Annotated in this window: 25 protein-coding genes and 1 tRNA gene; 14 read left to right on the top strand and 12 right to left on the bottom strand. The window is 64.9% G+C overall.

Going from position 1 to position 25,040, the window contains the following annotated elements:
• Window positions 1-103: 103 nt before the first annotated feature.
• Window positions 104-1,270, bottom strand: coding sequence for an arylamine N-acetyltransferase (locus VGT77_RS09965; RefSeq protein WP_327462086.1), 1,167 nt, complete (start codon window positions 1,268-1,270; stop codon window positions 104-106).
• Entirely contained in the window at window positions 1,267-1,815 is a 549-nt protein-coding gene (locus VGT77_RS09970; protein ID WP_327462088.1) for an NAD(P)H-dependent oxidoreductase, read from the bottom strand. The genes VGT77_RS09965 and VGT77_RS09970 overlap by 4 nt, the downstream gene beginning before the upstream one ends.
• Before the next feature lie 67 nt (window positions 1,816-1,882).
• Here VGT77_RS09970 and soxR point away from each other — a divergent pair, with 67 nt between their 5' ends.
• Both soxR and VGT77_RS15625 read left to right on the top strand, forming a co-directional pair.
• Window positions 1,883-2,338: a redox-sensitive transcriptional activator SoxR gene (soxR, locus tag VGT77_RS09975; protein WP_327462090.1), complete on the top strand. Its 456-nt coding sequence runs from the start codon at window positions 1,883-1,885 to the stop codon at window positions 2,336-2,338.
• Between the two features lie 93 nt (window positions 2,339-2,431).
• The gene (locus tag VGT77_RS15625; RefSeq protein ID WP_414713384.1) at window positions 2,432-2,833 is read left to right on the top strand and encodes a GFA family protein; all 402 of its coding nucleotides are present in this window, start codon (window positions 2,432-2,434) and stop codon (window positions 2,831-2,833) included.
• Between the two features lie 85 nt (window positions 2,834-2,918).
• On the opposite strand, the gene VGT77_RS09980 is transcribed toward VGT77_RS15625, so the two are convergent.
• Together VGT77_RS09980 and VGT77_RS09985 are read right to left on the bottom strand one after the other, a co-directional pair.
• Window positions 2,919-3,551: a retropepsin-like aspartic protease gene (locus VGT77_RS09980; RefSeq protein WP_327462092.1), complete on the bottom strand. Its 633-nt coding sequence runs from the start codon at window positions 3,549-3,551 to the stop codon at window positions 2,919-2,921.
• Between the two features lie 29 nt (window positions 3,552-3,580).
• On the bottom strand, window positions 3,581-5,224 hold the full coding sequence (locus tag VGT77_RS09985; protein ID WP_327462094.1) for a dipeptidyl-peptidase 3 family protein: 1,644 nt from the start codon (window positions 5,222-5,224) through the stop codon (window positions 3,581-3,583).
• A gap of 28 nt (window positions 5,225-5,252) precedes the next feature.
• Here VGT77_RS09985 and VGT77_RS09990 point away from each other — a divergent pair, with 28 nt between their 5' ends.
• The 4 genes from VGT77_RS09990 (at window position 5,253) to VGT77_RS10005 (ending at window position 10,408) form a co-directional block, all read left to right on the top strand.
• Window positions 5,253-6,044 carry a tryptophan 2,3-dioxygenase gene (locus VGT77_RS09990; protein ID WP_327462096.1) on the top strand — a complete coding sequence of 264 codons (792 nt, stop codon included), beginning with the start codon at window positions 5,253-5,255 and terminating at the stop codon, window positions 6,042-6,044.
• 100 nt (window positions 6,045-6,144) lie between these two features.
• Window positions 6,145-7,311 carry an aminotransferase class V-fold PLP-dependent enzyme gene (locus VGT77_RS09995; RefSeq protein ID WP_327462098.1) on the top strand — a complete coding sequence of 389 codons (1,167 nt, stop codon included), beginning with the start codon at window positions 6,145-6,147 and terminating at the stop codon, window positions 7,309-7,311.
• Window positions 7,308-8,942, top strand: a complete 1,635-nt coding sequence (locus tag VGT77_RS10000; protein ID WP_327462100.1) for an alkaline phosphatase D family protein — start codon at window positions 7,308-7,310, stop codon at window positions 8,940-8,942. Before VGT77_RS09995 ends, VGT77_RS10000 begins: the two co-directional genes overlap by 4 nt.
• A gap of 170 nt (window positions 8,943-9,112) precedes the next feature.
• Window positions 9,113-10,408 (top strand): hemolysin family protein, encoded by a 1,296-nt coding sequence (locus tag VGT77_RS10005; protein ID WP_327462102.1) that lies wholly within the window; start codon window positions 9,113-9,115, stop codon window positions 10,406-10,408.
• Between the two features lie 124 nt (window positions 10,409-10,532).
• On the opposite strand, the gene VGT77_RS10010 is transcribed toward VGT77_RS10005, so the two are convergent.
• Window positions 10,533-11,096: a GGDEF domain-containing protein gene (locus VGT77_RS10010; RefSeq protein ID WP_327462104.1), complete on the bottom strand. Its 564-nt coding sequence runs from the start codon at window positions 11,094-11,096 to the stop codon at window positions 10,533-10,535.
• Window positions 11,097-11,182: 86 nt separating this feature from the next.
• Between VGT77_RS10010 and purE the strand changes: the two genes are divergently transcribed.
• A complete protein-coding gene (gene purE / locus VGT77_RS10015) occupies window positions 11,183-11,671 on the top strand; it encodes a 5-(carboxyamino)imidazole ribonucleotide mutase (RefSeq protein WP_327462106.1) in 489 nt (162 codons plus the stop codon).
• Complete coding sequence (locus VGT77_RS10020) at window positions 11,668-12,738, top strand: 5-(carboxyamino)imidazole ribonucleotide synthase (protein WP_327462108.1); 1,071 nt, start codon at window positions 11,668-11,670, stop codon at window positions 12,736-12,738. The genes purE and VGT77_RS10020 overlap by 4 nt, the downstream gene beginning before the upstream one ends.
• Window positions 12,739-12,866: 128 nt before the next feature.
• Here the strand turns inward: VGT77_RS10020 and VGT77_RS10025 are convergent, their stop codons facing one another.
• From VGT77_RS10025 to VGT77_RS10035, 3 genes are read right to left on the bottom strand one after another with little or no spacing between them, the layout of a single operon-like run.
• Window positions 12,867-13,169, bottom strand: a complete 303-nt coding sequence (locus VGT77_RS10025) for a hypothetical protein (RefSeq protein ID WP_327462110.1) — start codon at window positions 13,167-13,169, stop codon at window positions 12,867-12,869.
• On the bottom strand, window positions 13,169-16,003 hold the full coding sequence (locus VGT77_RS10030; protein WP_327462112.1) for a pitrilysin family protein: 2,835 nt from the start codon (window positions 16,001-16,003) through the stop codon (window positions 13,169-13,171). The genes VGT77_RS10025 and VGT77_RS10030 overlap by 1 nt, the downstream gene beginning before the upstream one ends.
• Before the next feature lie 57 nt (window positions 16,004-16,060).
• Window positions 16,061-16,267 (bottom strand): hypothetical protein, encoded by a 207-nt coding sequence (locus VGT77_RS10035; protein WP_327462114.1) that lies wholly within the window; start codon window positions 16,265-16,267, stop codon window positions 16,061-16,063.
• A 155-nt stretch (window positions 16,268-16,422) separates the two neighbouring features.
• Between VGT77_RS10035 and acnA the strand changes: the two genes are divergently transcribed.
• Genes acnA through VGT77_RS10055 form a run of 4 tightly spaced genes read left to right on the top strand, consistent with a single transcriptional unit; the run spans window position 16,423 to window position 19,889 of the window.
• Entirely contained in the window at window positions 16,423-19,101 is a 2,679-nt protein-coding gene (gene acnA / locus VGT77_RS10040) for an aconitate hydratase AcnA (RefSeq protein WP_327462116.1), read from the top strand.
• An 8-nt stretch (window positions 19,102-19,109) separates the two neighbouring features.
• On the top strand, window positions 19,110-19,415 hold the full coding sequence (locus tag VGT77_RS10045; RefSeq protein WP_327462119.1) for a type II toxin-antitoxin system RelE/ParE family toxin: 306 nt from the start codon (window positions 19,110-19,112) through the stop codon (window positions 19,413-19,415).
• A 46-nt stretch (window positions 19,416-19,461) separates the two neighbouring features.
• Window positions 19,462-19,647 (top strand): hypothetical protein, encoded by a 186-nt coding sequence (locus tag VGT77_RS10050; RefSeq protein WP_327462121.1) that lies wholly within the window; start codon window positions 19,462-19,464, stop codon window positions 19,645-19,647.
• The gene (locus VGT77_RS10055) at window positions 19,644-19,889 is read left to right on the top strand and encodes a CBU_0592 family membrane protein (protein ID WP_327462123.1); all 246 of its coding nucleotides are present in this window, start codon (window positions 19,644-19,646) and stop codon (window positions 19,887-19,889) included. The genes VGT77_RS10050 and VGT77_RS10055 overlap by 4 nt, the downstream gene beginning before the upstream one ends.
• Window positions 19,890-20,002: 113 nt before the next feature.
• On the opposite strand, the gene VGT77_RS10060 is transcribed toward VGT77_RS10055, so the two are convergent.
• Window positions 20,003-20,752: a glutaminyl-peptide cyclotransferase gene (locus VGT77_RS10060; RefSeq protein ID WP_327462125.1), complete on the bottom strand. Its 750-nt coding sequence runs from the start codon at window positions 20,750-20,752 to the stop codon at window positions 20,003-20,005.
• Entirely contained in the window at window positions 20,749-21,468 is a 720-nt protein-coding gene (locus tag VGT77_RS10065; protein ID WP_327462127.1) for a folate-binding protein, read from the bottom strand. The genes VGT77_RS10060 and VGT77_RS10065 overlap by 4 nt, the downstream gene beginning before the upstream one ends.
• A gap of 23 nt (window positions 21,469-21,491) precedes the next feature.
• Between VGT77_RS10065 and pyrC the strand changes: the two genes are divergently transcribed.
• Window positions 21,492-22,523: a dihydroorotase gene (gene pyrC / locus VGT77_RS10070; protein ID WP_327462129.1), complete on the top strand. Its 1,032-nt coding sequence runs from the start codon at window positions 21,492-21,494 to the stop codon at window positions 22,521-22,523.
• 197 nt (window positions 22,524-22,720) lie between these two features.
• Here pyrC and VGT77_RS10075 read toward each other — a convergent pair whose 3' ends face one another.
• Window positions 22,721-23,455, bottom strand: a complete 735-nt coding sequence (locus VGT77_RS10075; protein ID WP_327462131.1) for a DUF1134 domain-containing protein — start codon at window positions 23,453-23,455, stop codon at window positions 22,721-22,723.
• 156 nt (window positions 23,456-23,611) lie between these two features.
• On the opposite strand from VGT77_RS10075, the gene VGT77_RS10080 reads away from it, so the two are divergent.
• Window positions 23,612-23,704, top strand: a tRNA-Ser gene (locus VGT77_RS10080).
• 255 nt (window positions 23,705-23,959) lie between these two features.
• On the opposite strand, the gene VGT77_RS10085 is transcribed toward VGT77_RS10080, so the two are convergent.
• Window positions 23,960-24,364 (bottom strand): hypothetical protein, encoded by a 405-nt coding sequence (locus VGT77_RS10085; protein ID WP_327462133.1) that lies wholly within the window; start codon window positions 24,362-24,364, stop codon window positions 23,960-23,962.
• Between the last annotated feature and the right edge of the window lie 676 nt (window positions 24,365-25,040).

Below are 25,040 nucleotides of genomic sequence, written 5' to 3' on the forward strand. Positions count from 1 at the left end.
TCTTCGTCATTGCCCGGCATGAGCATGCCGACGCGAGTTGAACCCGCCGGGGCGCTGCCTGGCCCCCATTTCACGCGCTAGCAGCACACGCAGAGGCGCTCGCTCAAGACCGGAGGCCGCCGCCCCTAAGGGGAACTTGGTCCAGGGCAGAACGCCCAGCGGCCACTTCGAATGCGCCAGCCCAAGAGGGTTCGGGATGCAGCACGAAGTGATTCTGGATCACTTGCTCTATTCCTCGGACATCGAGGAAATGACGCTCAGTCCGCCCGTCTGCGAACCTTACGCTGAAGCGCCCGTCTAGCAGCGAATAGCGGGCTTCAGGCGTCGTTCTGGCAACGATCAGCTGATGTCGGAAATGGGATCGGTCGTGCGTCGACGCGTACCAGTTGAACAGTTCAAACTGAGTATCAAGCAGCTGCTCGTTCGAGAGATCGTATAGCGGAACCCAAGACCCAGCGACTTCCGCCTGCACGAGCAGGCCGCCGCCGAGCGGAATGATCCTATATTGTCCATACCGCGTCGGCTGCGGATGACGGGTGTCGAGCCGCAGTGGTGCCGGCGGCACGCTCGAGCCGAAACCCACGTCGACGAGCCACGGCACGCCTTCAATAGTTACTCGCAGTGCCATGTGAGCCCGAGGCGGTGGCGCGCTCCCGGGCTGTGCCCCCCATCGGACGGCGGCAACAAGCGGCTCAACTTCAAAACCGATCCTCTGCAACACGCGCTTGAAGAGCCCGTTCTGTTCGTAACAATAGCCGCCCCGACGGTTGCCTATCAGCTTGGCGTCCACGGCATCCGGAGTGATGTCGACACCGCGGCCCAGCAAGACGTCGATCGCCTCGAACGGAATGGAAGCGAGGTGCCGCTCCTGCAATGTCCGAAGCGTGTCGATCGTCGGCTCCAGCGGTCCGGCATAACCGATGCGGTTGAGGTAGGTGTCCAGCTCCACCGGCTGCGGTGGGTTTTGTACCCGCACGGCCGCGACGATCTGCGATGCCGCGTAGGGCGCGTAAGTACGCAAGAAGCGGGTGTTCGGGTTGAGACGGCGGAAACGGGCCTCAAGTTCCCTGCGCAACTCGAACCCGACACCGGCACCGAAGGCGACGAGATCGAAAGATGCCTCGTCAATGGTGGAGGTGCGGTCGATCGTCACTCCTTCGACCTGGATGCCACACGCGCCGACTTCCTCCATCACGAAGGCAAGGACGTCCGGATCGCCTCCTACGACGAAGACGCGGGGGCTGTTCTGAAAATCACGCGCGCCGGTCATGCCGCTTCTCCGTAAGCCTGCGTTTGGCGGGCCGCTTTCAAGGCGCGAGCCCACCAGCTCAGCCGCGACAGCATCGTTTTCATCGCCCGGGCTTGGCGGAGATGGTCGCGCGGTTTGCCATCAGAGAAGGCATCCCACGCGTTCTGGAAACTCACGGTATCCCGGATTGGCACAGCATGTAGCTCGATGAACACATGCCGCAGGTGTTCGACAGCCCGGAGACCACCCGAAACGCCGCCGTAGCTGACGAAGGCGATTGGCTTTGCGTTCCACTCCTGCGTCGCTGAATCGATCAGCAGCTTCAACGCTCCCGGGTAGGAGCGGTTGTACTCGGGTGTCACGACCAGCACAGCGTCCGCGGCGTCGATCTGCCGCTTGAAGCGCATAAAGTCGATCGCCGGCCACTGGGTCCGCGGGTCAATCGCCTCTAGCTGGAAATCGGAATGTCTGCTTGCCTCCTCAATTGTCCACTGCACGACTGTGTCGCAGAAGCGTTCCGGCCGGACGCTGCCATATATCAGAACCAGCCGAAGAGATTTTGTCATGTCTGCTCCTCCTTGCATTGGATGGAGCCCGGAGATAGTTCCTCAACCATAGTTGAGGTCAAGAGCTTTGCCTGATAACTCTGAACAGCGATCCGCGCTACTTGGGCTCACCGTCGGGGAGGTCGCGAAGCGGAGCGGGGTCCGTGTTTCGGCGATCCACTTCTACGAACGTAAGGGGCTGATCAGGAGTTGGCGGAGCGACGGTAACCAGCGCCGTTTCCGGCGCGAGGTTCTGCGGCGGATCGCCGTGATCAAAGTGGCGCAGCGCGCCGGTGTGCCCCTCGCCAAAGTGCGGGAGGCTCTGCGCGAACTGCCGATGGATCAGGCCCCGACGCGAGATGACTGGAGACGCCTCTCCGCCTCCTGGCGCAGTGAGCTGGAGGAAAGAATTCACCGTTTGACGAAACTCAAGGAGGAGCTTGATGGCTGCATAGGCTGTGGCTGCCTTTCGACCTCATTTTGCCCGCTCAGAAATCCTGATGATGTTCTTGCAGAGCAGGGGCCCGGGCCTCGGCTTCTTTGATATAAGCCAAGCGGGCTGAGGTGTTCGCGCTAGAATCGAGTTCGCAGTAGTTTGGCGTGTTCGGTCAATGTCCGGCAGAAGGAGTTACGGCGGATGACTGACGGCGTTGTGCTTGGGGGCTGCGCGTGTGGATCGGTGCGGTTCTCCGTCAAGGGAAGGCCGCTCAGGTCAGGCCTTTGCCACTGCCTGACGTGCCGCAAGGCGCACGCCGCAGCCTTCAACGCGTTCCTAGTATTTCGCTCCGATCAGATTTCTCTCGAGGGAGAACTGCAAGGGTGGAGGAGTTCTCCCGAATATGAGCGCCTCTTTTGCCCGCGTTGTGGCGCTCGGGTGTTAGGTCAGGGCGGCGACCAAGGAGAGCTGGAGATCTCTCTCGGTAGCTTCGACGAACCCGCACTGTTCAAGCCCGAGTATGAAGTTTGGATTGCGCGACGTGAAGCTTGGATGCCGGCGCTAGGCCTGCCCCAGTTCGAGCAGGATCGTCTAACCGACTAGCTCTCGATGTATGAGGATGGCGATAAGGTGCCGTGGCCAAATGTCCTTTTTTGTGTCGCTTGCGGACATTCACGAGCCTCGCCGGCTAAGCGCCTTTACCAGCCACAGCCTGCGGATTGTTCGGCGTGAGGATCAGCGTCCGGCCCTCCACGCGCCAGGATTTGAGCTTCGACAGCAGGTTCATGCCGATCACGTCGACCGAGCCGAAGGCAGGGGAGACGACGACTTTCAGGTCGCGGGCGACGATGTTGCCGAGGCGGAGTTCGTCCACCTCCCCCGTTTCAGCGCGGACCGAGCCGTTGGCGGTCTGGATGATGACGGGGATGACGCTGGCGTCGGTGCGGATGCCGGCGGCCGCCGCGGTGCGCTGCGACAGCGCCGTCACGGTCGCGCCGCTGTCGATCAGCATGCGGCGCTTAACCCCGTTCAGCGTCACGTCGGCGAAGAAGTGGCCGTTGGCGCTCATCCGCAGCCGGGTCTCGTCGCCCTCCACCTGTTGCCCGCCCAGGTTGAAGCGGTTGGCGATGCTGGAGAGCAAGGGATCGAACGGCATGCGCTCGGTCAGCAGCAGGGCGACCGCGACCACCAGCACCAGAGAGATGGCGATCCGGATCACGCCGCCGATCACCGGAATGCGCTGGAGCAGGCTCACGATCACGAATGCGCCGATCGCGAGCGCGATGGTGGTGGTCGGCAGGTTGGCGAGGAAATCAGGCACGAGGCTTCAACGTTTGGAACGCAGCCAGGTTACACCTTCTCCGGATAGATGGGCTGGATGTCGACCGGAATACTGGCCATGGACGCGATCACCGCCTGCGCCTCGGGATCGAGCATTGCATATCTGGCGTAGAAGGCCTGCACGCCCGCATAGTCTCCGTCGCCCTGCAGCTTGACGGTGGCGGCGACCAGCGCGGCCATGCCGTCCTTCATCTTGGCGTCGTTCACGCGGAAGCGTTTGGCGGCAGCATCCCAGTCGAGCGCGCCATATTCGCGCAGGAAACGGTATTGCGCTGCCGCTCCTTTGCCATGCGCCTCGCCGATGCCGAAGCGCATGGCGCGGAACAGACCGGCGACATAGGTCGGGTAAAGCTCGGCGCGCTCGGCTGCGGGCAGCTCGCCCTTGTCCATCATGAACAGGATGTTCCAGGCGCCCATCACGTCCGCCTTGGCTTCCTCGAGCCCGGACGCAAGTTCCTTCAGTTCCTTGTCCACGCTGGTCTTGCGGCCGTCCTTCACGATCGTGCCCGGCCCGAGGCTGTGCGACAGTTCGTGGAACAGCGTTTCGTTCGCCATATATTTCTCGGTGACGAGCCGCGCCTGGTCGGGCACCAGCACCAGAGCCGCCATCGGCTTCAAGATGCGCTGATATTTGGCGCCGAGGACGTTGGCGAGAATGACCTTTTTCGCGCCCTTCGCTTCCCGAACCCGCTCGTCGTTCGGCAGGTTGAAGGCGACGGTCTGCACGCCCGGCACATTGTCGCCGCCGCCGTGCACCTGGTCGACGACCGAAATCGGCGACTCGAAGCCACGCTGGAAGTTCTTGTATTTCTCCTCGACCGGCAGGTTCGCTTCCATGTCGCGGAGATAGCGCTTGTATTTGTCGAGCGCGGCCGAGGCCTGGGGATTGCGCAAGGTGACGAACGCCTCGAACGCGGTCTTCGCGCCATAAAGCTCGTCGGTATAGGTCTCGTAAGGGCCGATCGCGACTTCGATCGGGGTGTCCTTCAGGTCCATCCAGGCAAGCTCGGACTCGTAATAATCGTCGGTGCGGAAGGCCTTGGCGCGGAGCGTGAGGAACCGCTTCAGGCTCGGATTGGTCGTGATCGCCGCCGCCTGTTCGAGCGTGCGCGCGGCGGGCTCCAGCCATTCGGAATAAGCTTTTGAATAGGGGATCGCGAACAGCTTGGCTCCCTCGCGCCGGACTACGGTATAAGGGCTGATCAGCGCCGCCTTTTCCGCCGGATGCGCCGCCAGATAGGCTTCGAACTCGGCCTTGGTCAGGTCTTCCGGATAGAAGCCCGCGCCTGCAGGCTTCGGCCTCGTACCCCAGAATGCGTGCCCCTCGGCGAGATCGTCCCAAGGTCCGTAATAGAGGTCGAACATATCGAGCAATTGCGCCTGGTCTGCACGCCTGCTGCTGGCGATGGCGCGCCGCACCTGCGGATTGGCCGCATGCTTCTGCCTGAGGTAAATCTCCGACATCTGGTTTGCGGCCCTGATCAGCAGGTTCACGACCTGCCGCTCCTCGGCACTGAGATACGATGTGTCGGGTCGCATCTCGATCCGGGCCATCTTCGCCCGCGACGCAGCGAGATCGTAGGCAGATTCGGCAGAGATGGCGGGAACCGCGGCGGTGGCGAGCAGCAGGCCCGCGAGCAGGATGTTTCGCATGGGCAAGAACCTAGCGTAGGGAAGCTGTATGTCCACTGACGTCACCTACGCTTCCTATCTCGCGCTCGACGACATTCTGGCGGCCCAGCGCCCCGGCTCCGATCAGCCCGACGAACAGCTGTTCATCATCATCCATCAGACCAAAGAGCTTTGGCTGAAGCAGATGATCTCGGAGTTGAAGCTCGCCAAGGCGCAGGTGCGGAGCGGCGAGCTGGTGCCGGCCTATAAAGGGCTGGCGCGGGTGTCCCGCATTCAGGCAGTGATGACCTTGAGCTGGGACGTACTCGCGACCATGACGCCGTCCGATTACTCGCGCTTCCGCGGCGTGCTGGGATCGAGCTCGGGCTTCCAGTCGGATCAGTTCCGGACTGTCGAATATCTGCTCGGGCTAAAGGACGGGCGGTATCTTGAATATCAGCGCGACCGGCCCGCTGCCGAGCAGGCGATGGCGGAAGCGCTGAACGGGCCAAGCCTTTGGGACGATGCGAATGCGGCACTCGCCTCGGCCGGTTTTCAGCTCCCGGCGCACGTTCTCGCGCGTGACTGGGCCGAGCCTTATGCGCCCGATCCGGCGGTCGAGGCGGCCTGGGCCGAGGTGTATCGCGACACGGAGCGCTGGTGGGATCTCTACCAGCTCGCGGAGAAATTGGTCGATCTCGACGACGCGCTGGCCACCTGGCGGCACAAGCATGTGCTGACGGTCGAACGGATCATCGGCGGCAAGCGGGGCACAGGGGGAACGGCCGGCGTCAAATATCTGCAAGGAACGGTCGCCAAGCGTGCCTTTCCGGAGCTGTGGAGCCTGAGGACGTTGTTGTGACCCCTCTCCTCGTCATCCCCGCGCAAGCGGGGACCCAGACCTTCTTTTTGTCTCCCTGGGTTCCCGCTTTCGCGGGAATGACGATCGGAGGCGGCTGGGCGTGAGCAGCTACAAGCACCTGTTTCGCCGTTCGCTCGACGCCGCGCCGGAGCGGCTGCACCTGGCCGCGCACAGCCATCACCTTTGGCCGGATGCGAGCCATGACGGGCACCGGGCCGCGTGGGAGGATGCGGCGCGGCTCGCGGACCGCAAATGGGAGCGGATCATGGGCGAGATCTGGCCAGCCGCCCAGGCCGAAGTCGCGGCCGAGTTGCGGCTGTTCGACCCTTCGACCATTGTTTTCGCGCCCAACACGCATGAGCTGATCGTGCGGCTGGTCTCCGCCATCGAGCGGCCGCGGCCGTTGAAGGTGCTCGCGACCGACGGCGAGTTTCACAGCTTCCGGCGCCAGTCGGCGCGCTGGGAAGCGGCCGGCGAGATGGTGGTGGAGCGGGTGCCGGTGGCGCCGTTCGACAGCTTTGCCGAGCGGTTCCTCGATGCCGCGGGGGCGGGCGCGTACGACCTGATCTTCGTCAGCCACGTGCTCTTCAACAGCGGCCTCATCTTCGACCGGGTGTTCGAAATGGCTGAGCTGGCGCGGCCGCAAGGGCCGTGGGTGGTGATCGACGGCTATCACGGCTTCATGGCCGTGGAGACCGACCTGTCGCCGGTCGCGGACCGGGTCTTCTACACCGCGGGCGGCTATAAATATGCGATGGCCGGCGAGGGCGCGGCCTTTCTGCACTGCCCGCCCGGCTTCGGCCTGCGGCCGGTCAATACCGGCTGGTATGCGGAGTTCGACGACCTGTCGCTGCCGCCGGGCAGCGTCGGCTATGCGCCGGACGCGATTCGGTTCATGGGGTCGACCTTCGACGCGTCGGGCCTTTACCGCTTTGTCGCGGTGCGGACCATGCTGGAGGCGGAAGGACTGGGCACCGCTGCCATCTCCGAGCACGTTGCCCGGCTGCACGGGCGGCTGCTGCAGGTGATCGCGAACACCGCGCTGGGCGATGCCGAACTGCTTAACCCGCTCGATGACCAGCCGCACGCGCGCTTTCTCGCCTTTCGCAGCCCGCATGCGCAGCGCTGGCAGGCCGAGCTCAAGGCGCGCGACGTTATCACCGATGTGCGCGCCGACGTGCTGCGCATCGGCCTTGGTCTCTACAATGACGAGAGCGACGTCGCCCGGTTCGCGACCGAGACGCTGCAGCTGGGAGGACGTGAATGACCCTGATTCTGGACCGCCGCTCGCTGGTGCGCGGCGGCGCGCTGGGCCTGGGCGCGCTGCTGTTGCCGGGTGGCGGCGCGGCGCTGGCGCAGCTCGCTGCGGCACGCGGCTTCACCCACGACGTGGCGAGCGGCGAGCCTTGGCAGGACTCGGTGCTGCTGTGGACACGCTTCGTGCCGGCATCCGGCGCCAGCGCTCGCGTGGGCGTGGAGGTCGCGGAGACGCCCGAGTTCGCGCGCATCGTCGGCGGCGGCACGGCGGTGACCGGTGCGTTTCGCGACTGGACGGTGAAGCACACCGTCGCCGGGTTGCAGCCGGGCAGGACCTACTATTACCGCTTCACCGCGGAAGGTCAGGTGTCGCCGGTGGGACGCACGCGCACCCTCCCCTCGGGCCGCGTGGCCGAGTTTCGAATGGCAGTCTTCTCCTGCTCCAACCTGCCCTTTGGCTATTTCAGCGCCTATGCGCACGCCGCCGCGCGCGACGATCTCCACTTCGGCGTGCACCTGGGTGATTACATTTATGAGTATCAGCGCGGGAATTATCCGAGCCCGAGAGAGGCGATCGCCGCGCGGCTGCTGGAGCCCGCAGGCGAGCTGATCCAGCTGGCGGACTATCGCGCCCGCTATGCCTGCTACCGTGCCGATCCCGACCTGCAGCGGCTGCACAACCGAATGCCGATCATCGTCTCCACCGACGATCATGAGTCGGCGAACGACAGCTGGGAGGGCGGCGCCGAGAACCACAGTGCAAACGAGGGCGACTGGACGCTGCGCAAGGCAGCGGCGCTCCAGGCCTGGCGCGAGTGGATGCCGGTCAGCGACCAGCCCTGGGCCGCTTATGAGATCGGCGATCTCGCAACCTATTTCCGGACCGAAACGCGGCTGCTGGCCCGTTCGCAGCCGCTCTCGATCGCGGCAGCCTTTCGATCTGGCGGAGACCCGGCCGCGGCACTCGCCGCATTCCGCGACGGCCCCTGGCGCGACCCCGCCCGATCCATGCTGGGCAGTGAACAAGAGCAGTGGCTCTATGGCGAACTCCGCCGCTCCGCCCGCGCACGCAAGACGTGGCAGGTGATCGGCAACGGCACCATCATGGGCCAGACACGAGCGCCCGCCGCGGCGGCAGACTGGCTGCCACCGGAAGCGCCCGACTATGTGCGCGACCGCGTCCGCGCCAGCCTGCTCGCCGCGCGCGCGGGGCTCCCCAGCAGCATGGATGACTGGAATGGCTATCCGGCTGCGCGCTCTCGTCTGCTGAACGCCGCCCAGATTGCCGGCGCCGACCTCATCATGCTCGCCGGCGACAGCCACAATGGCTGGGCGTTCGAGCTGGCGGAGGGCGGCCGGCGCGCCGGTGTTGAGTTCGACGCCCAGAGCGTCACTTCACCGGGACTCGAATCCTATTTCCGTGCGAGCCCGAACGATATCGCCTGCGCCCTGGTCACCACCAATCCGGAACTGAAATGGGCCGATACGAGCGGCCGCGGCTATATGACGGTGACCCTCACTCCCGCCGCGGCCACTGCGGAATGGCTGTTCGTGGAAAGCATCGTGGGCAGGACCGACCGAGTCACGCGCACGCACCGCATGCGCACGCGGGCAGGACGGCGGACTCTCGAAACCGCATGAATCGTCATCCCGAACTTGGTTCGGGATAAGGGTTGGGCAAGGCGGCCAGTCACGAGCGATGGAACGCTGGATAGCTTATCCCGAAACAAGTTCGGGATGACGAACGGGAGATCGCAGAACTCGCAGTTCCCCCCGACACATTTGCCCGCTAAGGACGTTGCACGCACGGCATGCAGCCTCTTTCCCCCTTTCCCTGGATCAGCGTGGCGGTCATTTTCGCGCTGATCGTCTTGAATGGCCTGTTCGCCATGTCGGAGCTGGCGATCGTCTCGGCGCGCAAGCCGCGGCTGCAGGCGCTGGTGAAGGTCGGGCGGCGGGGTGCTGCCACGGCGCTGCGGCTGCAGGATGATCCCGGACGGCTTCTTTCCGCAGTCCAGATTGGCATCACCCTGATCAGCCTGCTCGCGGGTGCGTTTTCAGGCACGGTGCTCGAACGGCCCGTCGGCGAGCGGCTGGCGCTGATCGGCATTCCCTCGGGCGCTGCCTTCACGCTGGTGATCATCGTCACCACCTATGTCTCGCTGATCGTCGGCGAGCTGGTCCCCAAGCAGTTCGCGCTCCGCAACCCCGAGCCGGTGGCAGCGCTTGCCGCCGTGCCGATGGACTGGTTCGCCCGCGTGACCCAGCCGATCGTCTGGCTGCTCGACAAATCCAGTGCGCTCATCTTCCGCCTGCTGCGCCTCAACCGCGAGAATGAGCAGCATGTGACCGCCGAGGAACTTCACCTGATCGTTGCGGAAGCGAGCCGCTCGGGCGTCATCGAGGAGAGCGAGCGCGCGATCATTTCCGGCGTGGTGCGCCTTGCCGACCGGCCGGTGCGCGAAGTCATGACGCCGCGCACCGATATCGACTGGATCGACATCGAGGCGGACGAGGCGACGTTACGCCGAAGTTTCGTCGAGACCCCGCACACGCGCGTACCGGTTGCGGAGGGCTCGGTCGACAATATCGTCGGCGTCGTCCAGAGCCGCGACATCGTCGCCGCGCTCATCGAAGGCCGGGCGCTCAACTTGCGCGAGCTGATGCGGCCTTTGCTCGTTGTCCCCGACCAGGTCGATGCGATGGACGCGCTCGAGACGCTCCGCCGCGCCGAAGTCCCGATGGTGCTGGTTCATGACGAATATGGCCATCTGGAAGGGCTGGTGACGCCGGCCGACCTGTTCATCGCCATTGCCGGCCATTTCGCGTCGGATCAGGATGTCGGCACCGACCCCGATATCGTCGAACGGGAGGATGGCAGCCTGCTCGTCTCCGGTTCGCTCGCCGCCGATACGCTGGCCGAGCGGCTCGACCTGGACCTGCCGGAGGGCCGCGACTATGCGACCGCCGCTGGCTTCGTGCTCGCCGTGATGCGCAAGCTGCCGACGGTCGGCGAGCATTTCGCGGAACAGGGCTGGCGTTTCGAGATCGTCGACATGGATGGGCGCAAGATCGACAAGTTGCTGGTGAGGCCGGTGGAGGACTGACCACTTCCTCATCCCGAACTTGTTTCGGGATAAGGCGTCCACCCTCTCGGACTTGGTGGAAACGGAGAGCTTATCCCGAAACAAGTTCGGGATGACGGCTTATCGTGCGCGCTTCGCGCTCCGCTCAGGACGAGCGGAGTTTCCGCTTCGCCCGGTACATCGCCTCGTCGGCGCGCGCTAGCGCGGCCTCGGGCGTGTCGGTGGGTCCCAGGGCGGTCACGCCCACCGAGATGCCGATCGAGATGCGTCCATGCAGCGGCCGCGACCTCACCGCCTCCGTCAGCGCCGCCGCCTTCTCTGCGGCCGCTGCAGCATCGGCATATTCGAGCAGCACGCCGAACTCGTCGCCCCCGAGCCGGGCGACCAGGTCGCTCGACCGGACCTTTTCCTTCAGCAACCAAGCGGTATGGATCAGCGCCTCGTCGCCAACGCCGTGCCCGTGCGCGTCGTTGATGTGCTTCAGCCGGTCGAGATCGATGAACAGCAAGGCGGCAGGCGTGCCGTGCCGCGCCAGCTGCGCCACCGCCCGTTCGACCGCCCGGAGGAAGAAGCGGCGATTGGCGAGCGGCGTCAGCGTATCGCTGTCGGCGAGCCGCTCCAGCCGCTCGACCTTCTCCTCCAGCTCCGCGACATAAGCGCGCAGTGCCGCATTCTCCCGCTCCAGATCGGCATCGTCCACGGTCGTCATCCCGCCAGTACAGCGCCGTTTCGCGTCCATTGCTATAGCGCACATCACAGCTTAAGTAGCACCGCTTCCTGCACGGGGGCGCAAAGATGAGCGAGGCTGGGCCGCTGGTCGGCATCATCATGGGCAGCCAGTCGGACTGGCCGACGATGCGCCATGCAGCGGAAATCCTCGGCACGCTCGGCATCAGCCATGAGGCGCGGATCGTCTCCGCCCATCGCACGCCCGACCGGCTTTATGCCTACGCAAAGGACGCGTCCGGCCGTGGCCTCAAAGCGATCATTGCAGGTGCCGGAGGCGCCGCGCATCTGCCCGGCATGACGGCGTCGATGACGACCGTGCCGGTGCTCGGCGTGCCGATCGAGTCCAAGGCGCTGAACGGCATCGATAGCCTGCTTTCCATCGTTCAGATGCCGGGTGGCATTCCAGTCGCGACCTTCGCCATCGGCAAGCCGGGCGCGGTCAATGCTGCCCTGTTCGCCGCGTCGATCCTGGCGCATGAGGATGAGGACGTGGCCCGCCGGCTGGAGGCGTGGCGCACGCGGCAGAGCGAGTCGGTCGCGGCCGAACCCGAATGATCCTCGCACCGGGCGCAACCATCGGCATATTGGGCGGCGGCCAGCTCGGCCGGATGCTGGCGATCGCGGCGGCGCAGCTGGGCTATCGCACGCACATCTATGCGCCGGAAGCGAGCGGACCGGCGACCGAGGTCAGCGCCGAATGGACGCGCGCCGGCTATGACGACGAGGCGGCGCTCACCCGCTTTGCCGGCAGCGTCGGCGTCGTCACTTACGAGTTCGAGAATGTGCCGGCCGAGGCGCTGCTCCTCCTCGAGCGGCTGGTGCCCGTGCGGCCGGGCCGCCGCCCGCTTGAAATCTCCCGCTTTCGCCCGAGCGAAAAGGCGCTGATCCGGGATTTGGGAGGGCGTACTGCGCCCTTCCGGGCGGTCGAGACGCTGGAGGAACTGCGGGCCGCGGTCGCCGAGATCGGCACGCCTGCGATCCTCAAGACGTCGAGCCTGGGCTATGACGGCAAGGGCCAGGTCCGGCTGGGCAACGATGCAGACCTAGCGGCGGCGTGGAACGAGATAGGCGGCGTGCATGCGACGCTGGAGGGCTTTGTCAGCTTCGAGACCGAATTCTCCGTGATCCTGTGCCGCGGTGAGGACGGCTCGGTCGTTCACTGGGACACGCCGGAAAACCGGCACAAACAGGGCATTCTCGACCTCTCGACTGTGCCCGCTCCGGCCCTGGTGCTGGAGCAGGCTCCGGAGGCCGTGGCGCTCGCCACCCGCGCGGCGGAGGCGCTGGACCATATCGGCGTCCTGACCTGCGAGTTCTTCGCGACCGCCGACGGCCCGGTCTTCAACGAAATGGCGCCCCGGGTGCACAATAGCGGCCATTGGACGATCGAAGGCGCCGTCACATCGCAGTTCGAAAACCATATCCGCGCGATCTGCGGCCTGCCGCTGGGTTCGACCGCGCGCACCGGCCAGTGGGTGGAGATGCGCAACCTGATCGGCGAGGATGCGAACGGCTGGGCGGAGGTGCTGGCCGACCCGGCAGCGCACCTGCACCTTTACGGCAAGCATGTGCGGCCGGGGCGCAAGATGGGGCATGTGACGCGGGTGTCACCTCTCCCATAGGGAGAGGTCGAGACGCGCAGTGCGCGTCCGGGTGAGGGGCTTTGGAGTCGAACGGCTTGCGCCGAATCCCCTCACCCCGCTCGCGCAGAGCGCGAGTCGCCCTCTCCCTATGGGGAGAGGGAAGTCGATCACACCTTCCGCGTGCCGTTCAACGGAAACGACCCGAAAGCACCAGCGCCGACGGTGCCGGTCAGCGTGTCGCCGTCGATCGTCGCCTGGCAATCCAGCGTCATCGGCATGGGAACCTTCATTTCCATCTTCCAGGTCAGCTTGTTGCCGTCGACCTTGCCGTCGATCACGTCCAACGAGCCCATCTGGCCTGCCTGCTGGCCAGTGAAGGTGTCGCCGTTCGAGCGGATGGTGAAGACCGACTTCTGCTCGCCCAGCGGCGACTTGGTCACGCAATCCCAATCGCCATCGACATTCGCCATCACTTCTCTCCCGTTGCTGTTTGTTGCGGTCCCGACCTGACCTCCACGGGCAGGCCGAGCCTGTCAAGCTGGGGCTTCACGACCTTGGCGTCGCCCACCACGACCCATGTGAAACGCGTCGGATCGATGACGCTGCGGATTGCCTTGTCCATGCTGGCGGCATTGAGCGCGCGGTAGCGGCTGGCGAGCGTGTCGTAATAATCGTCCGGGCGGCCGTAGAGCACGTTGTTCTGCATGCCGCCGAGCACGTCCGACGCCGTCTCGAAGCTGCCCGGCAGCTCGCGGACGAAGCCGGTGATGGTCCGCTCCTCCTCGGCCTTGGTGATGCCGTTGGTGGTGAGGAAGCTCTGCATTCCCGAGCGCAGCGCCACCAGCGAGTCGCCGGTGCGGTCTGCCTGGACGGGCGCGGAGATCAGATAAGGCACCGCCTCCAGCAACCGGCTGAAGCGGCCGCCGACGCCATAGGACCAGCCCTTGGACTCGCGCAGGTCCATGTTCAGGCGCGACAGGAAGTTGCCGCCGAGCACATCATTGGCCGCCAGATAGGGAAGCAGCTCCTCCCTCCCCTTCAGGCCCGTAACCATGCCGCCATAGATGATCGACTGGGGCGAGTCCGGCCGATCGACCAGCACGATGCGCGGCTGGGCTGGGGGCACGGCGGCGGCCGTCGCTTTGCGCCCTGGCGTGCCGGTGCCGCGCCACTCGCCGAGTTCCTGGTCGAGCGCCGCGCGGACTTCCTCGATCGGCCGGTCGCTGACTGCGAAAATCACCGCCTTGTCGGGCCGGATCCAGGCCTGATGGAAACCGACCAGATCGTCGCGGGTCAGCTTGCTGACGACTTCCGCGGTGCCGAGGCCGCTTGGCGAGCGACCATAGGGATGGCGCGGCCCGAACAGCAAAGGCGGCAGCGTGCGGCGGGCAAGGCCGCTCGGATCGGTCAGCTCGGCCGAGATGCCGACGAGCTGCTGAGCGCGCAGCCGCTCCACCTCGGCGGGCGCGAAGGCGGGGTTCCTGATCACATCGGCGAGCAGCGCGACCGATGGACGCAGATTGGCCGAAAGCGCGAACAGGCTGACGCTGGTCCGGTCGGTCGAGGTGCCGGTGCCGATATTGGCCCCCAGCCGCTCCTGCGCCTCCGCCAGCTCACGCGAGTTGAGGGTCTTGGTGCCCTCGCCCATCAAGTTGAGGGTCAGCGCCTGCAGGCCGAGCTTGTCGGCAGGGTCGGCGGCATTGCCGACATCGAAGCTGACGATGATGCGCGTCGTCGGCGTGGCGGTGCGCTGGGCATAGACCAACTCGACGCCGTTCGAGAGCTTGGCCCGCTTCACTTCGGGGAACTTCAGGTCGCTGATCTGACCGACATCCGGCAGCTTCGACCGGTCCACCGCCAGCTGGGGCGAGCGAAAATAAGAGGGCGTGAAGGTCGGCGCCTCGGTCGGCACCGACTTGGACTCCTCATAGGCGCCTCGCGCACCCGGCTCAACGACCAGCGCGTGCATCGGGCGGGTCAGCCATTTGCGCATGGCTTCGCGCACCCGCGCCGGAGTGGCGGCGGCATATTGCGCCAGCTGCTTTTTGTAGAAGCCGGGATCGTTCGAATAGAGCGCGCCCTCGGCGAGCGTCGGCGCCTTGCCGCTGTGTCCGCCGACTGACTCCAGCGCGGTGGTGCGGCCGGCGACGTCGCGCGTGGCGGCGCGGAGCACTTCGTCGGCGGTCGGACCCTCGGCGACGAACTCGGCGATCATCCGGTCGAGCTTGCGGCCCTGTTCGGCGACATCCACGCCCGGCGCGACATCGACCTGCACTTCGAAAAAGCCGAGCTGCGCGAATTGCTGGAGCTGGGCGCTGACCCTGACGGCGCTCTTGTCGCCGCGCACCATGGCATTGTCGAGACGCGAGCTCGACAGGCCGCCCAGCACCGTGGCGGCGATATCGAGCGGCACCGCGTCCGGGTCGTTCAGGCCGGGCACGGTCCAGGTCCGGTAGATGCGGGTGGTCGCGACGCGATCTTTCATCACCTCGTCGACGCGCTTTGCCGGCGTCGGCACGGGTGCGACGACCGGGCGCTGCTGCGGCCCACGGGGAATGTCGCCGAAATATTTCTCGACCAGCGGCCGTGCCCGGGCCGCGTCGATATCGCCGGCAAGGACCAGCACAGCATTGTTCGGCCCATAATGCTGGCGGAACCAGTTACGGACATCCTCAAGGCTCGCGGCGTCCAGATCGGCCATCGAGCCGATCGTGGAATGGCCATAGGGATGGTGGGCCGGGATCAGCGCCTTCAGCTGCGCATATTCGACAAGGCCGAAAGGCTGGTTGTCGCCTTGCCTCTTCTCGTTCTGGACGACGCCGATCTGGTTCTTCAGGCTCTTCTCGTTAATGGCGCCGAGGAAGTGACCCATGCGGTCGCTCTCGATGAACAGCGCGCGCTCCAGCGCCGGCGTCGGCACCGTCTCGAAATAATTGGTGCGGTCGAACCAGGTCGAGCCGTTCACGTCGGTGGCGCCGATCTGCTGCAGCGGCTCGAACGTGTCGCCGGGCACATTTTCAGAGCCGTTGAACATCAGATGCTCGAACAGATGGGCAAAGCCCGTCTTGCCCTTCGGCTCGTGCTTGGAGCCGACATCGTACCAGACGGAGACCGCCACCACCGGCGCCTTGCGATCGGTCGAGACGATCACGCGCAGGCCGTTCGCGAGCGTGAACTGCTCGTAAGGAATGTTCACCGCCTGAGCGAGCTGGCTCAGCGGCGCAGGCCGGATCGGCTGGGCGATGGCGGATGTGGCGAAAGCAAGCAGCGCGAGCGCCGATGCGGCCCGGAGTTTCAAGAACATGGCGCGGAGGTTAGCAGCGCCCGCGAGCCGAACCAATGCCGATCCTGCGCCCCTGCTCTACTGATCCTCTACTTCGTCCTCGTCGTCGAGCGCGTCCGGATCATCGATGTCGAATGCGAGATGCTCTTCCAGCGACTCGCTGATCAGATCGAGCTGTTCGAAGCTCGCGGTCAGCTCCAGCGTGTCGCCGTCTTCGTCCTCGATATTCAGTATGTATTCGTCGCCCGCCCGTGCGATTGTGAAGCGCGAAAGTGCCTTGGCCATTGCCGATTTCCTCCTGGTGCGGCGGTCACAACGCACATGTCCGTTTCAGGGTGCATCGGCCTTTTCGCAGCCCCAAGCGCTTGCTAGAGCCGCGACAAACATCGCCGGCGCTCGGACACGCGAGCGACCGAAATCATAGCAAAAGGGGGACCCCTATGACCGCCGTCGGACAGGACACGCTCGCCACTCGCTCCACGCTGAATGTCGGCGGCAAGAGCTACGCCTATTATTCGATCGACAAGGCGACCGCGAAGATCGGCGACGTTTCGAAGCTCCCCTTCTCGATGAAGGTGCTGCTGGAAAACCTGATCCGCTTCGAGGACGGGGTGACCGTCACCGTCGAGGACATTCAGGCTCTGGCCGACTGGCAGAAGGAGCAGCGCAGCCACCGCGAAATCCAGTATCGCCCGGCGCGTGTGCTGATGCAGGACTTCACCGGCGTCCCTTGCGTCGTCGACCTGGCCGCGATGCGCGACGCGATGAACAAGCTGGGCGGCGACGCGCAGAAGATCAATCCGCTGGTGCCGGTCGACCTCGTCATCGACCACTCGGTAATGGTCGACGAGTTCGGCAACCCCAAAGCGTTCGAAGCGAATGTCGACCTCGAATATCAGCGCAATATGGAGCGCTATGAGTTCCTGAAATGGGGCTCCAAGGCGCTTAACAATTTCCGCGTCGTACCGCCGGGCACCGGCATCTGCCATCAGGTGAACCTCGAATATCTCGCCCGCGCGGTCTGGTCCTCGCAGGACGAGAATGGCGAAACGGTCGCTTACCCGGACACTTTGGTCGGCACCGACAGCCACACGACGATGGTCAACGGCCTGGGCGTGCTCGGCTGGGGCGTCGGCGGCATCGAGGCGGAAGCGGCGATGCTCGGCCAGCCTGTGTCGATGCTGATCCCGGAAGTGGTCGGCTTCAAGCTGACCGGCGAACTGGCCGAGGGCATTACCGCCACCGACCTGGTGCTGACCGTCACCCAGATGCTCCGCGCGAAGGGCGTGGTCGGCCGCTTCGTCGAATTCTATGGCCCCGGCCTCGACGCGCTGTCGCTGGCCGACCGCGCGACCATCGCCAACATGGCGCCGGAATATGGCGCGACCTGCGGCTTCTTTCCCGTGGACGACCAGACGCTCGACTATATGCGCCTGACCGGCCGGACGCAGGAAACCATCGAGCTGGTCGAGGCCTATTCCAAGGTCCAGGGCATGTGGCGGACGGCCGATGCGCCGGACCCCGTCTTTACCGACACGCTGTCGCTCGACATGTCTACGGTTCAGCCCTCGCTCGCCGGACCCAAGCGTCCGCAGGACCGGGTGACGCTCGGTCAGGTCGACGAAGTGTTCAACCAGTCGGTGCAGGGCCAATATTCGGAAGAGACCACCTATCCCCGCCACGCGGTCGAGGGTGCGGATCACGGCATCGCGCATGGCGACGTGGTGATCGCCGCCATCACCAGCTGCACCAATACCTCCAACCCGTCGGTGCTGGTCGCGGCCGGTCTGGTCGCCCGCAAGGCCCGCGAAAAGGGCCTGACCCGCAAGCCATGGGTCAAGACCAGCCTCGCCCCCGGATCACAGGTTGTCACCGATTACCTGACCAAGGCGGGCCTGACCGAAGACCTGGACGCGATCGGCTTCAACCTGGTCGGCTATGGCTGCACGACCTGCATCGGCAACTCCGGCCCGCTCCCCGCCCCGATCAGCAAGGCGATCAACGACAACGACGTGGTCGCCGCCTCCGTCCTCTCCGGCAACCGCAACTTCGAAGGCCGCGTCTCGCCGGACGTGCGGGCTAACTTCCTCGCCTCGCCGCCGCTGGTCGTCGCTTATGCGCTGAAGGGCACTGTTACCGAGGACATGGTCAATGCGCCGATCGGCCAGGGCTCGGACGGGCAGGACGTGTATCTGAAGGACATCTGGCCTTCCAACGCCGAGGTTCGGGCGCTGATGGATGCGAACGTCACCCGCGAGATGTTCCAGACCCGCTATGCCGACGTGTTCCAGGGCGACGTTAAGTGGCGCGGCATCAACGTCGAAGGGTCCGACACTTACACCTGGCGCGCTGGCTCCACCTATGTCGCCAACCCGCCCTATTTCGAGGGCATGTCGATGACGCCGGCGCCGGTGCAGGACATTGTCGACGCCAAGCCGCTCGCGATCCTGGGCGACTCGATCACCACGGACCACATCTCGCCGGCCGGCTCGATCAAGGCCGACTCGCCAGCTGGCCGCTACCTGATGGAGCATCAGGTCAGCCGCGCCGACTTCAACAGCTATGGCGCGCGCCGCGGCAACCATGAAGTGATGATGCGCGGCACCTTCGCCAATATCCGCATCCGCAACGAGATGGTGCCGGGCGTCGAAGGCGGCATGTCGCACTATAATGGCGAGGTGATGGCGATCTACGACGCCGCGATGCGCCACAAAGCCGACGGCACCGCGCTCGTCGTGATCGCCGGCAAGGAATATGGCACCGGATCGTCGCGCGACTGGGCTGCCAAGGGCACCAACCTGCTCGGTGTCCGCGCGGTGATCGCGGAGAGCTTCGAGCGTATCCACCGCTCGAACCTGGTCGGCATGGGCGTGCTGCCGCTGCAGTTCGCCGAAGGCGTCGACCGCTCGACGCTGAAGCTGGATGGCTCCGAGACCTTCACCATCTCGAATGTCGCCGGCCTGCGCCCGCGCCAGGATGTCGAGGTCACCCTCACCCGCAAGGACGGCTCGACCGAGACCTTCCAGACGCGCTGCCGCATCGATACCGTCAACGAGCTGGATTACTTTCTCAACGGCGGCATCCTGCCTTATGTGCTGAGGAAACTCGCCGCGGCGTGAGTGGCGCTGTGGAGGTAATCGAATCCAGCGAATATTCTCGTTGGATTAGACGGCTGCGAGACTTGCGCGCGCAAGCGGTCATCGACGTTCGTATCCGGCGCCTCTCGCTCGGAAACCGGGGTGACGTGAAAAGCTTGGGCGACGGCTTATATGAGCTTAGAATCCATTACGGACCAGGCTATCGCGTGTATTTCTCCCAGTTCGGAACAGCGCTTGTCGTGCTGCTGGTCGGAGGAGACAAAAGTAGGCAGGAACGTGATATAGGGAAGGCTCGGCAAGTCGCCGCTGCTTGGAGGTCGCAGCATGGAGGTTGAGTTCACCCGGTGGGATCCGGTCGAACGGCTAACCAGCCCGGATCGCATGCTCGCCTATCTGGGAGCGGCGTTCGCCGACGGCGATCCCGACCTGATTGCTGCGTGCGTGAAGGACGTGGCTCGCGCAAAAGGACTCAACGCAGACCTGCTGACTGCCGAAAGCGATATTGGCTCCCTTGTCCGCACGATCAAAGCTTTAGGCCTGGAACTCGCGCCGAAGCTCGCTGCTTGAACCTCGCCATCGAAGCGGTCGGCTGGATCGGCGCGGGGCTGATCCTGCTGGCCTATCTGCTGTTGAGTGCCGGTCGGTTGCAGGCGCGCTCGCCTGCCTATCAGGGGATGAACCTGGCCGGTGCGATCGCATTCGTGATCAACAGCGGCTGGAACGGGGCGATTCCGTCCGCGGCGCTGAACGTGGTCTGGGCCGGTATCGCGCTGTTCGCGCTGGTGCGGATGGCGCGGGCGACTTCCTGATGTTCGCTTAGCCGAACCCGCTCGTCCCGAGCGAAGTCGAGGGGCGTGGCTCGAAGGCTGTACTTGCGCCCCTCGACTTCGCTCGGACGAGCGGGATTAGTTATAGTTGCGGATCACCTTAGACGCACCTCGAACAGCAAAGGCCAGTGCTTGCCGGTGACGAACAGCCGGTCGCCCTTCGCGTCATAGGCGATGCCGTTCGCGACATCGTCATAGCCGCGCTTGGGCATTCGCCGGGACACACCCGACAGATCGATCCAGCCTTTCACCCGGCCGGTCGCGGGATCGACCCGGGCGATCCGATCGGTCATCCAGATATTGGCGAGGATCTCGCCCTTTACCCATTCGATTTCGTTGAGGCGCGGCACCAGCTGGCCGTTTGCGCGCACCGTGATCCGCCGCACTTCCTTGAACGTCGCGGGATCGAGGAAGCGCAGCTGCGGCGTACCGTCGCTCATGATGATGTGGCGGCCATTTTGCGTCAGCGCCCATCCCTCGCCCGGATAGCGCCACTCGCCCAGCTTCTTCAGCGTCGCCTTGTCCCAGATGAAGCCACGGCCATGCTGCCAGGTGAGGCTGATCAGCCTGGTGCCCCAATCCGTCAGCCCCTCGCCGAAATAAGGCGGCGGCACCGCGGCCTGGCGCAACACGCGGCCATCCTCCAGCCGCACCTGCCGGACGGAGGAACGCCCCTCCAGCCCCGTGCTCTCGTAAAGCCGGCCATCCGCATAAAGCAGGCCCTGGGTGAAGGCGCCGGGATCGTGCGGATAGCTGCGCACCACCTCGGCTCGCTGCACCGGGATGGCGGCGGGCTGCGACGCACCCAGCAGCAACAAGGGGGCAAGAGCAGATGCGCGCCTCATGCGAGCGCCGGCTCCATCCAAGCCGGAACGATCGGGCGGCCCCAACCGAATTCCAAGCCATCCACTCGCAATCGCGCCACTGCGAGCCCGACGTCCGGATACCAGGCATGAGCCGCTTCACCCGGCTCGCGATCGGCTTCGACGACGAACAGCCGCCGATTGACCTTCTGCCGCCAGTTCATGCGGGCGGTGTTCTCCTGCCCGACATAGCAGCCCTTGCTGAAGCTCACGCCGTTCAGCTCCGCGGCATTGCATTCGAGCCAGAGATTGGCGCCGTCGCCCAGCTCCGCCCTGCCCTCGGTGACGCCGAGGCGGAGCCGGTGTTCGCGCCAACCTGTCGCCGCCAAATCTGCCGGCGCGAGCCACCGTCGCCCGAGTTCCGGCAGGCGCGGATCGGGCACGCCGTCCTCTCTGGAGACGGACCAGTGCACCGCCAGATTCTGCTCCTGCGCGATGGTGATCGGCCGGCGCAGGCGATACATCGTCAGGCGGCGCGACAGAGCGTCGGCAGCTTCCGCCTCGCAGTCGATCAGCAGATCGTCCTGATCCGCCCAGATGATGAAGTCGAACAGCGCCTTGCCTTGCGGACTGAGCAGTCCCGCCCAGACCGGAAGCGTGTCCGATACGTCATTGGTAACCAGGCCCTGCAGGAAACCGCGCACATCCTCTCCGCTCAGCCGAATGAGCGCGCGATCGGTGAGGGTGGTTCCGGCCATGGCCTTCAGTTAGGGGCTGGCGCATGGAAACCCAAGCCGTGACGCGCCTGACCATCCGCCGCCCCGACGATTGGCATGTCCATCTGCGCGATGGCGCGATGCTGGAGGCGGTCGCTCCCTACACGGCACGACAGTTCGCCCGCGCGATCGTGATGCCGAACCTTGTCCCACCCGTGACCAGCGTCGAGGCCGCGCGCGCCTATCGCGAGCGCATCATCGTGGCGGCGGGCACCGGCTTCGAGCCGCTGATGACCTGCTATCTGACGGACGGCGCCTCGCCCGACGAGCTGGCGCGCGGCCATGCCGAAGGTGTCTGGGTCGCAGCGAAGCTCTATCCGGCGCATGCCACGACCAACTCCGCCCATGGCGTAACCGACGTTCGCAACATCTACCCGGCATTGGAGGCGATGCAGCGCATCCGCATGCCGCTGCTGATCCATGGTGAAGTCACAAACCCTGAGGTCGACATCTTCGACCGCGAGGCCGTGTTCATAGATCGAACCCTGGCCGGCCTGGTGCGCGATTTCCCCGCCCTCAAGATCGTGTTCGAGCACATCACTACGGCCGAGGCCGCCCAGTTCGTGGCGGAGAGCGGACCGCTGGTCGGGGCCACCATCACGCCGCAGCATCTGCACATCAACCGCAATGCGATTCTCGCCGGCGGCATCAACCCGCACGCTTACTGCCTTCCCGTCGCCAAGCGCGAAAAGCACCGGCTGGCCGTGCGCGCCGCGGCGGTGTCCGGCTCGCCCAAATTCTTCCTGGGCACCGACAGCGCCCCTCATGCCGTCGAGCGCAAGGAAACGGCGTGCGGCTGCGCCGGCATCTTCAATGCGCCCTTTGCGCTGGAGAGTTATCTGACGGTGTTCGAGGAAGAGAATGCGGTCGATCGCTTCGAGGCGTTCGCCAGCGAGAATGGCCCGCGCTTCTATGGGCTGCCGCTGAACGAGGGCACGGTGACGCTGGAGCGTGCGGAGGTGCAGGTGCCGGAGCGCGTCGGCGATGTGGTGCCGTTCCATGCCGGCGAGACGCTGCGGTGGCGGTTCGCGGACTAGCACGCCCCCTTCGTCATTCCCGCGAAAGCGGGAACCCAGCCGAGCAAGAGCGCCGCGCCGAAGCCCTTCGACTGCCTGCCAAGGCAGGCGCTCAGGACAGGCCGAGCTGGGCGAAGCCCAACTCGTCGGTCGGCTGGAGGCCGCCGGCCGGCCTTGCGGGAGTCCGCGCGCTTGGCTCGCGCGCGGCCCCGCTGCGGCTAAAACGGCAGCCAGTTCTGCTTTTGGCTGAACTTCATATAGCCGACATTGGCACCGAGCCGGAGCCCTGCCCCCATGCGGATCGGGATCAGCACCACGTCGCCCGACCGCATATAGCTCGCCGTGAGGCCGCCGACGAAATAGGCATTGCCCTCGCCGGCCGGAAAACGCTGATACAGCTCGTGCGAGTCATGAAGGTTGTAGACGAGCACGAAGGTGCTGCCGGCATTGCCGCCCGCATCGAAGCCGACCGACGGCCCGGTCCAATAGACCGGCCTTTGCCCCTCCACCTTGTGGGTCAGCGTGCCGGAACCATAGCGCAAGCCGACGACGAAGGCGCCGCCGGCTTCACGGCCGGTGATATACCCGCTCGGCTCGCCCTGGTCCTTCAGGATCTTCTCGATCAGCTGAGCCAAGCCCTTGGCGCCCTTGCCGAACACGCCCTCGGCGGCACCGATCAGATCGTCCTTCTTGTAGGTTCCGGCCGGTGCTGCAGCGGCCGTGGCGGCAGTCGCGGGCGCAGGGTCCGCCGGTGCCATAGGAGAAGGGGCCGGCGCCGGCGCGGTATCGCCGTAATAGACGCCCTGATCTTGCCCGGGCTGAGCTGGAACGGCTGGCGCGGGCCCCAGATCGGCGTCGATCACCATATTGGGATCGACCGCCTGCACCTGTGCGATCGCGGGCGCCGCGACCGCCGCCGCTGCCAGCACCCAAGCCCCGACCTTCCTGCCCATGATCCCGCCCTTCTATCTTGCTGATTCCCTAGCCTGAATCGTGCGTGCGCAACAATGAACCCGCGATGGACGGAATCGAAATCGCGCCGGAACGAATCGCGCCAGCGCCGTTGATCACCGCCAAAGCCCCTGCTATCGCCGCGCTTCGCCGCAGCCGGAGACGTGGGTGAGTGGCTGAAACCAGCGGTTTGCTAAACCGCCGTACGGGGATTACTCGTACCGAGGGTTCGAATCCCTCCGTCTCCGCCAGTCTGTCCAACAGCGCACCTTCGATCCGCTACCGACCGGCCTCTAATTTCTTTCAATGGCGAGGACTTGGCTGAAGTCTCCGCGTCTCCAGACCTCGTCATTTTGCGTGAGTGACTCGAACTTTCGGCGCGCTGGATGAATATATGTCTCCAGCGAGTTTTTCGTCGATCCGATTCCCCGTTGTTTTGGAATGATGCTCTAGTATGTTTTCGCAGGCGGTTTGACGGCGAATCCATGCGGAGAAGAGAGACTCATTCAGAGGGCCTGCGCGTCTACGCTCATGTCGAGGCCTACCCTCGCTTTGACATCCAGGAAGCTAGCAGAGCGCTGCGAGCCGGCACGCCTGACGTGGTGTGGCAGGATAGACAAGTAAAGAACATCGGGCTCGCCGTTCCCATTTGGGAAAATAGAAATCGTCTCTTCCTTAGCTATATCTTCGAAGATACTCCCAACATGGATGCGTGTCGAGGCAGCCAGCGCTTCGACGTTGTGTATGACGGTCCGTTCGAGCGCTTCCATAAGCCGTATCTTATCTGTCCTTCGTGCAAGGATAAAGTCCAGTTTGTTTGCTTCAAGGATGAGGTCTGGCTCTGTCGAACCTGCCATGGGCTCAAGAACCGAACCGCGCTGATTGGCACCAAGGCTCGTCGGAGTGAGCAAGCTGCCGAGCTCGAGAGGGTGCTGGTCGATCCCGACACGCGGACGTTAGCCAGGCCGAGCGGAATGCATCAGGCGACCTACCAGCGGAAGCGGGCTCGACTGAGCAAGTTGAATAAGCAGCTGAGTCACGAGCGCGTCGATGCGAGCACTGACTATGCGTTCGTCATCACAGCCCAATGGAGGAAAGCTTCAGCGAGCGAGCTCGAAAGCGCCGGCGCCGATTGGGACAAGCGGCACGCGCCGGCGACAGCTGCCAGCCGGCCTCTTGTTACCCCATCCTTGCTTACCGAGGATGATCAAGACCCGGATTGATGCGGACCGTGTCGCTTGCTCACGCCGCCCGAGCAGCAGGTTGCCGGTCATCGGCATCGAAGATGTCCTCAGCCAGCATTGCTGTCAGGTCGAACTGGGTTGGATCAGCTAGTTTCCGACGCCGTTTACGTGTCGCTCGATTGTCGACTCGACGACGTTGCACACATAGCGTGGGCCAATTTTCGCCGCGCTGCTCAGTGCGGCTTGCAAGTCTGCTTTGGACCAAAGACGTGCTTGACTTATATTTTGACCACGTCTAACTGAGCTGGTCTGTGACCGAAGCAGACTTTCTCGCCAGCTACGACCAGAGCGCCTTTGAACGACCGTCCGTGACGGTCGACCTTGTCTTGCTGACGATCGAGGA

Origin of the sequence: Sphingomonas sp. (assembly GCF_035944535.1) — a bacterium.
Taxonomy (GTDB): Bacteria; Pseudomonadota; Alphaproteobacteria; order Sphingomonadales; family Sphingomonadaceae; genus Sphingomonas_B.

Coding starts and splice junctions, on each gene's coding strand:
- VGT77_RS09965 (WP_327462086.1), bottom strand. CDS start 1,270: ATGACCGGCGCGCGTGATTTTCAGAACAGCCCCCGCGTCTTCGTCGTA.
- VGT77_RS09970 (WP_327462088.1), bottom strand. CDS start 1,815: ATGACAAAATCTCTTCGGCTGGTTCTGATATATGGCAGCGTCCGGCCG.
- VGT77_RS15625 (WP_414713384.1), top strand. CDS start 2,432: ATGACTGACGGCGTTGTGCTTGGGGGCTGCGCGTGTGGATCGGTGCGG.
- VGT77_RS09985 (WP_327462094.1), bottom strand. CDS start 5,224: ATGCGAAACATCCTGCTCGCGGGCCTGCTGCTCGCCACCGCCGCGGTT.
- VGT77_RS09990 (WP_327462096.1), top strand. CDS start 5,253: ATGTCCACTGACGTCACCTACGCTTCCTATCTCGCGCTCGACGACATT.
- VGT77_RS10000 (WP_327462100.1), top strand. CDS start 7,308: ATGACCCTGATTCTGGACCGCCGCTCGCTGGTGCGCGGCGGCGCGCTG.
- VGT77_RS10005 (WP_327462102.1), top strand. CDS start 9,113: ATGCAGCCTCTTTCCCCCTTTCCCTGGATCAGCGTGGCGGTCATTTTC.
- VGT77_RS10010 (WP_327462104.1), bottom strand. CDS start 11,096: ATGACGACCGTGGACGATGCCGATCTGGAGCGGGAGAATGCGGCACTG.
- purE (WP_327462106.1), top strand. CDS start 11,183: ATGAGCGAGGCTGGGCCGCTGGTCGGCATCATCATGGGCAGCCAGTCG.
- VGT77_RS10020 (WP_327462108.1), top strand. CDS start 11,668: ATGATCCTCGCACCGGGCGCAACCATCGGCATATTGGGCGGCGGCCAG.
- VGT77_RS10025 (WP_327462110.1), bottom strand. CDS start 13,169: ATGGCGAATGTCGATGGCGATTGGGATTGCGTGACCAAGTCGCCGCTG.
- VGT77_RS10030 (WP_327462112.1), bottom strand. CDS start 16,003: ATGTTCTTGAAACTCCGGGCCGCATCGGCGCTCGCGCTGCTTGCTTTC.
- VGT77_RS10035 (WP_327462114.1), bottom strand. CDS start 16,267: ATGGCCAAGGCACTTTCGCGCTTCACAATCGCACGGGCGGGCGACGAA.
- acnA (WP_327462116.1), top strand. CDS start 16,423: ATGACCGCCGTCGGACAGGACACGCTCGCCACTCGCTCCACGCTGAAT.
- VGT77_RS10050 (WP_327462121.1), top strand. CDS start 19,462: ATGCTCGCCTATCTGGGAGCGGCGTTCGCCGACGGCGATCCCGACCTG.
- VGT77_RS10060 (WP_327462125.1), bottom strand. CDS start 20,752: ATGAGGCGCGCATCTGCTCTTGCCCCCTTGTTGCTGCTGGGTGCGTCG.
- VGT77_RS10065 (WP_327462127.1), bottom strand. CDS start 21,468: ATGGCCGGAACCACCCTCACCGATCGCGCGCTCATTCGGCTGAGCGGA.
- pyrC (WP_327462129.1), top strand. CDS start 21,492: ATGGAAACCCAAGCCGTGACGCGCCTGACCATCCGCCGCCCCGACGAT.
- VGT77_RS10075 (WP_327462131.1), bottom strand. CDS start 23,455: ATGGGCAGGAAGGTCGGGGCTTGGGTGCTGGCAGCGGCGGCGGTCGCG.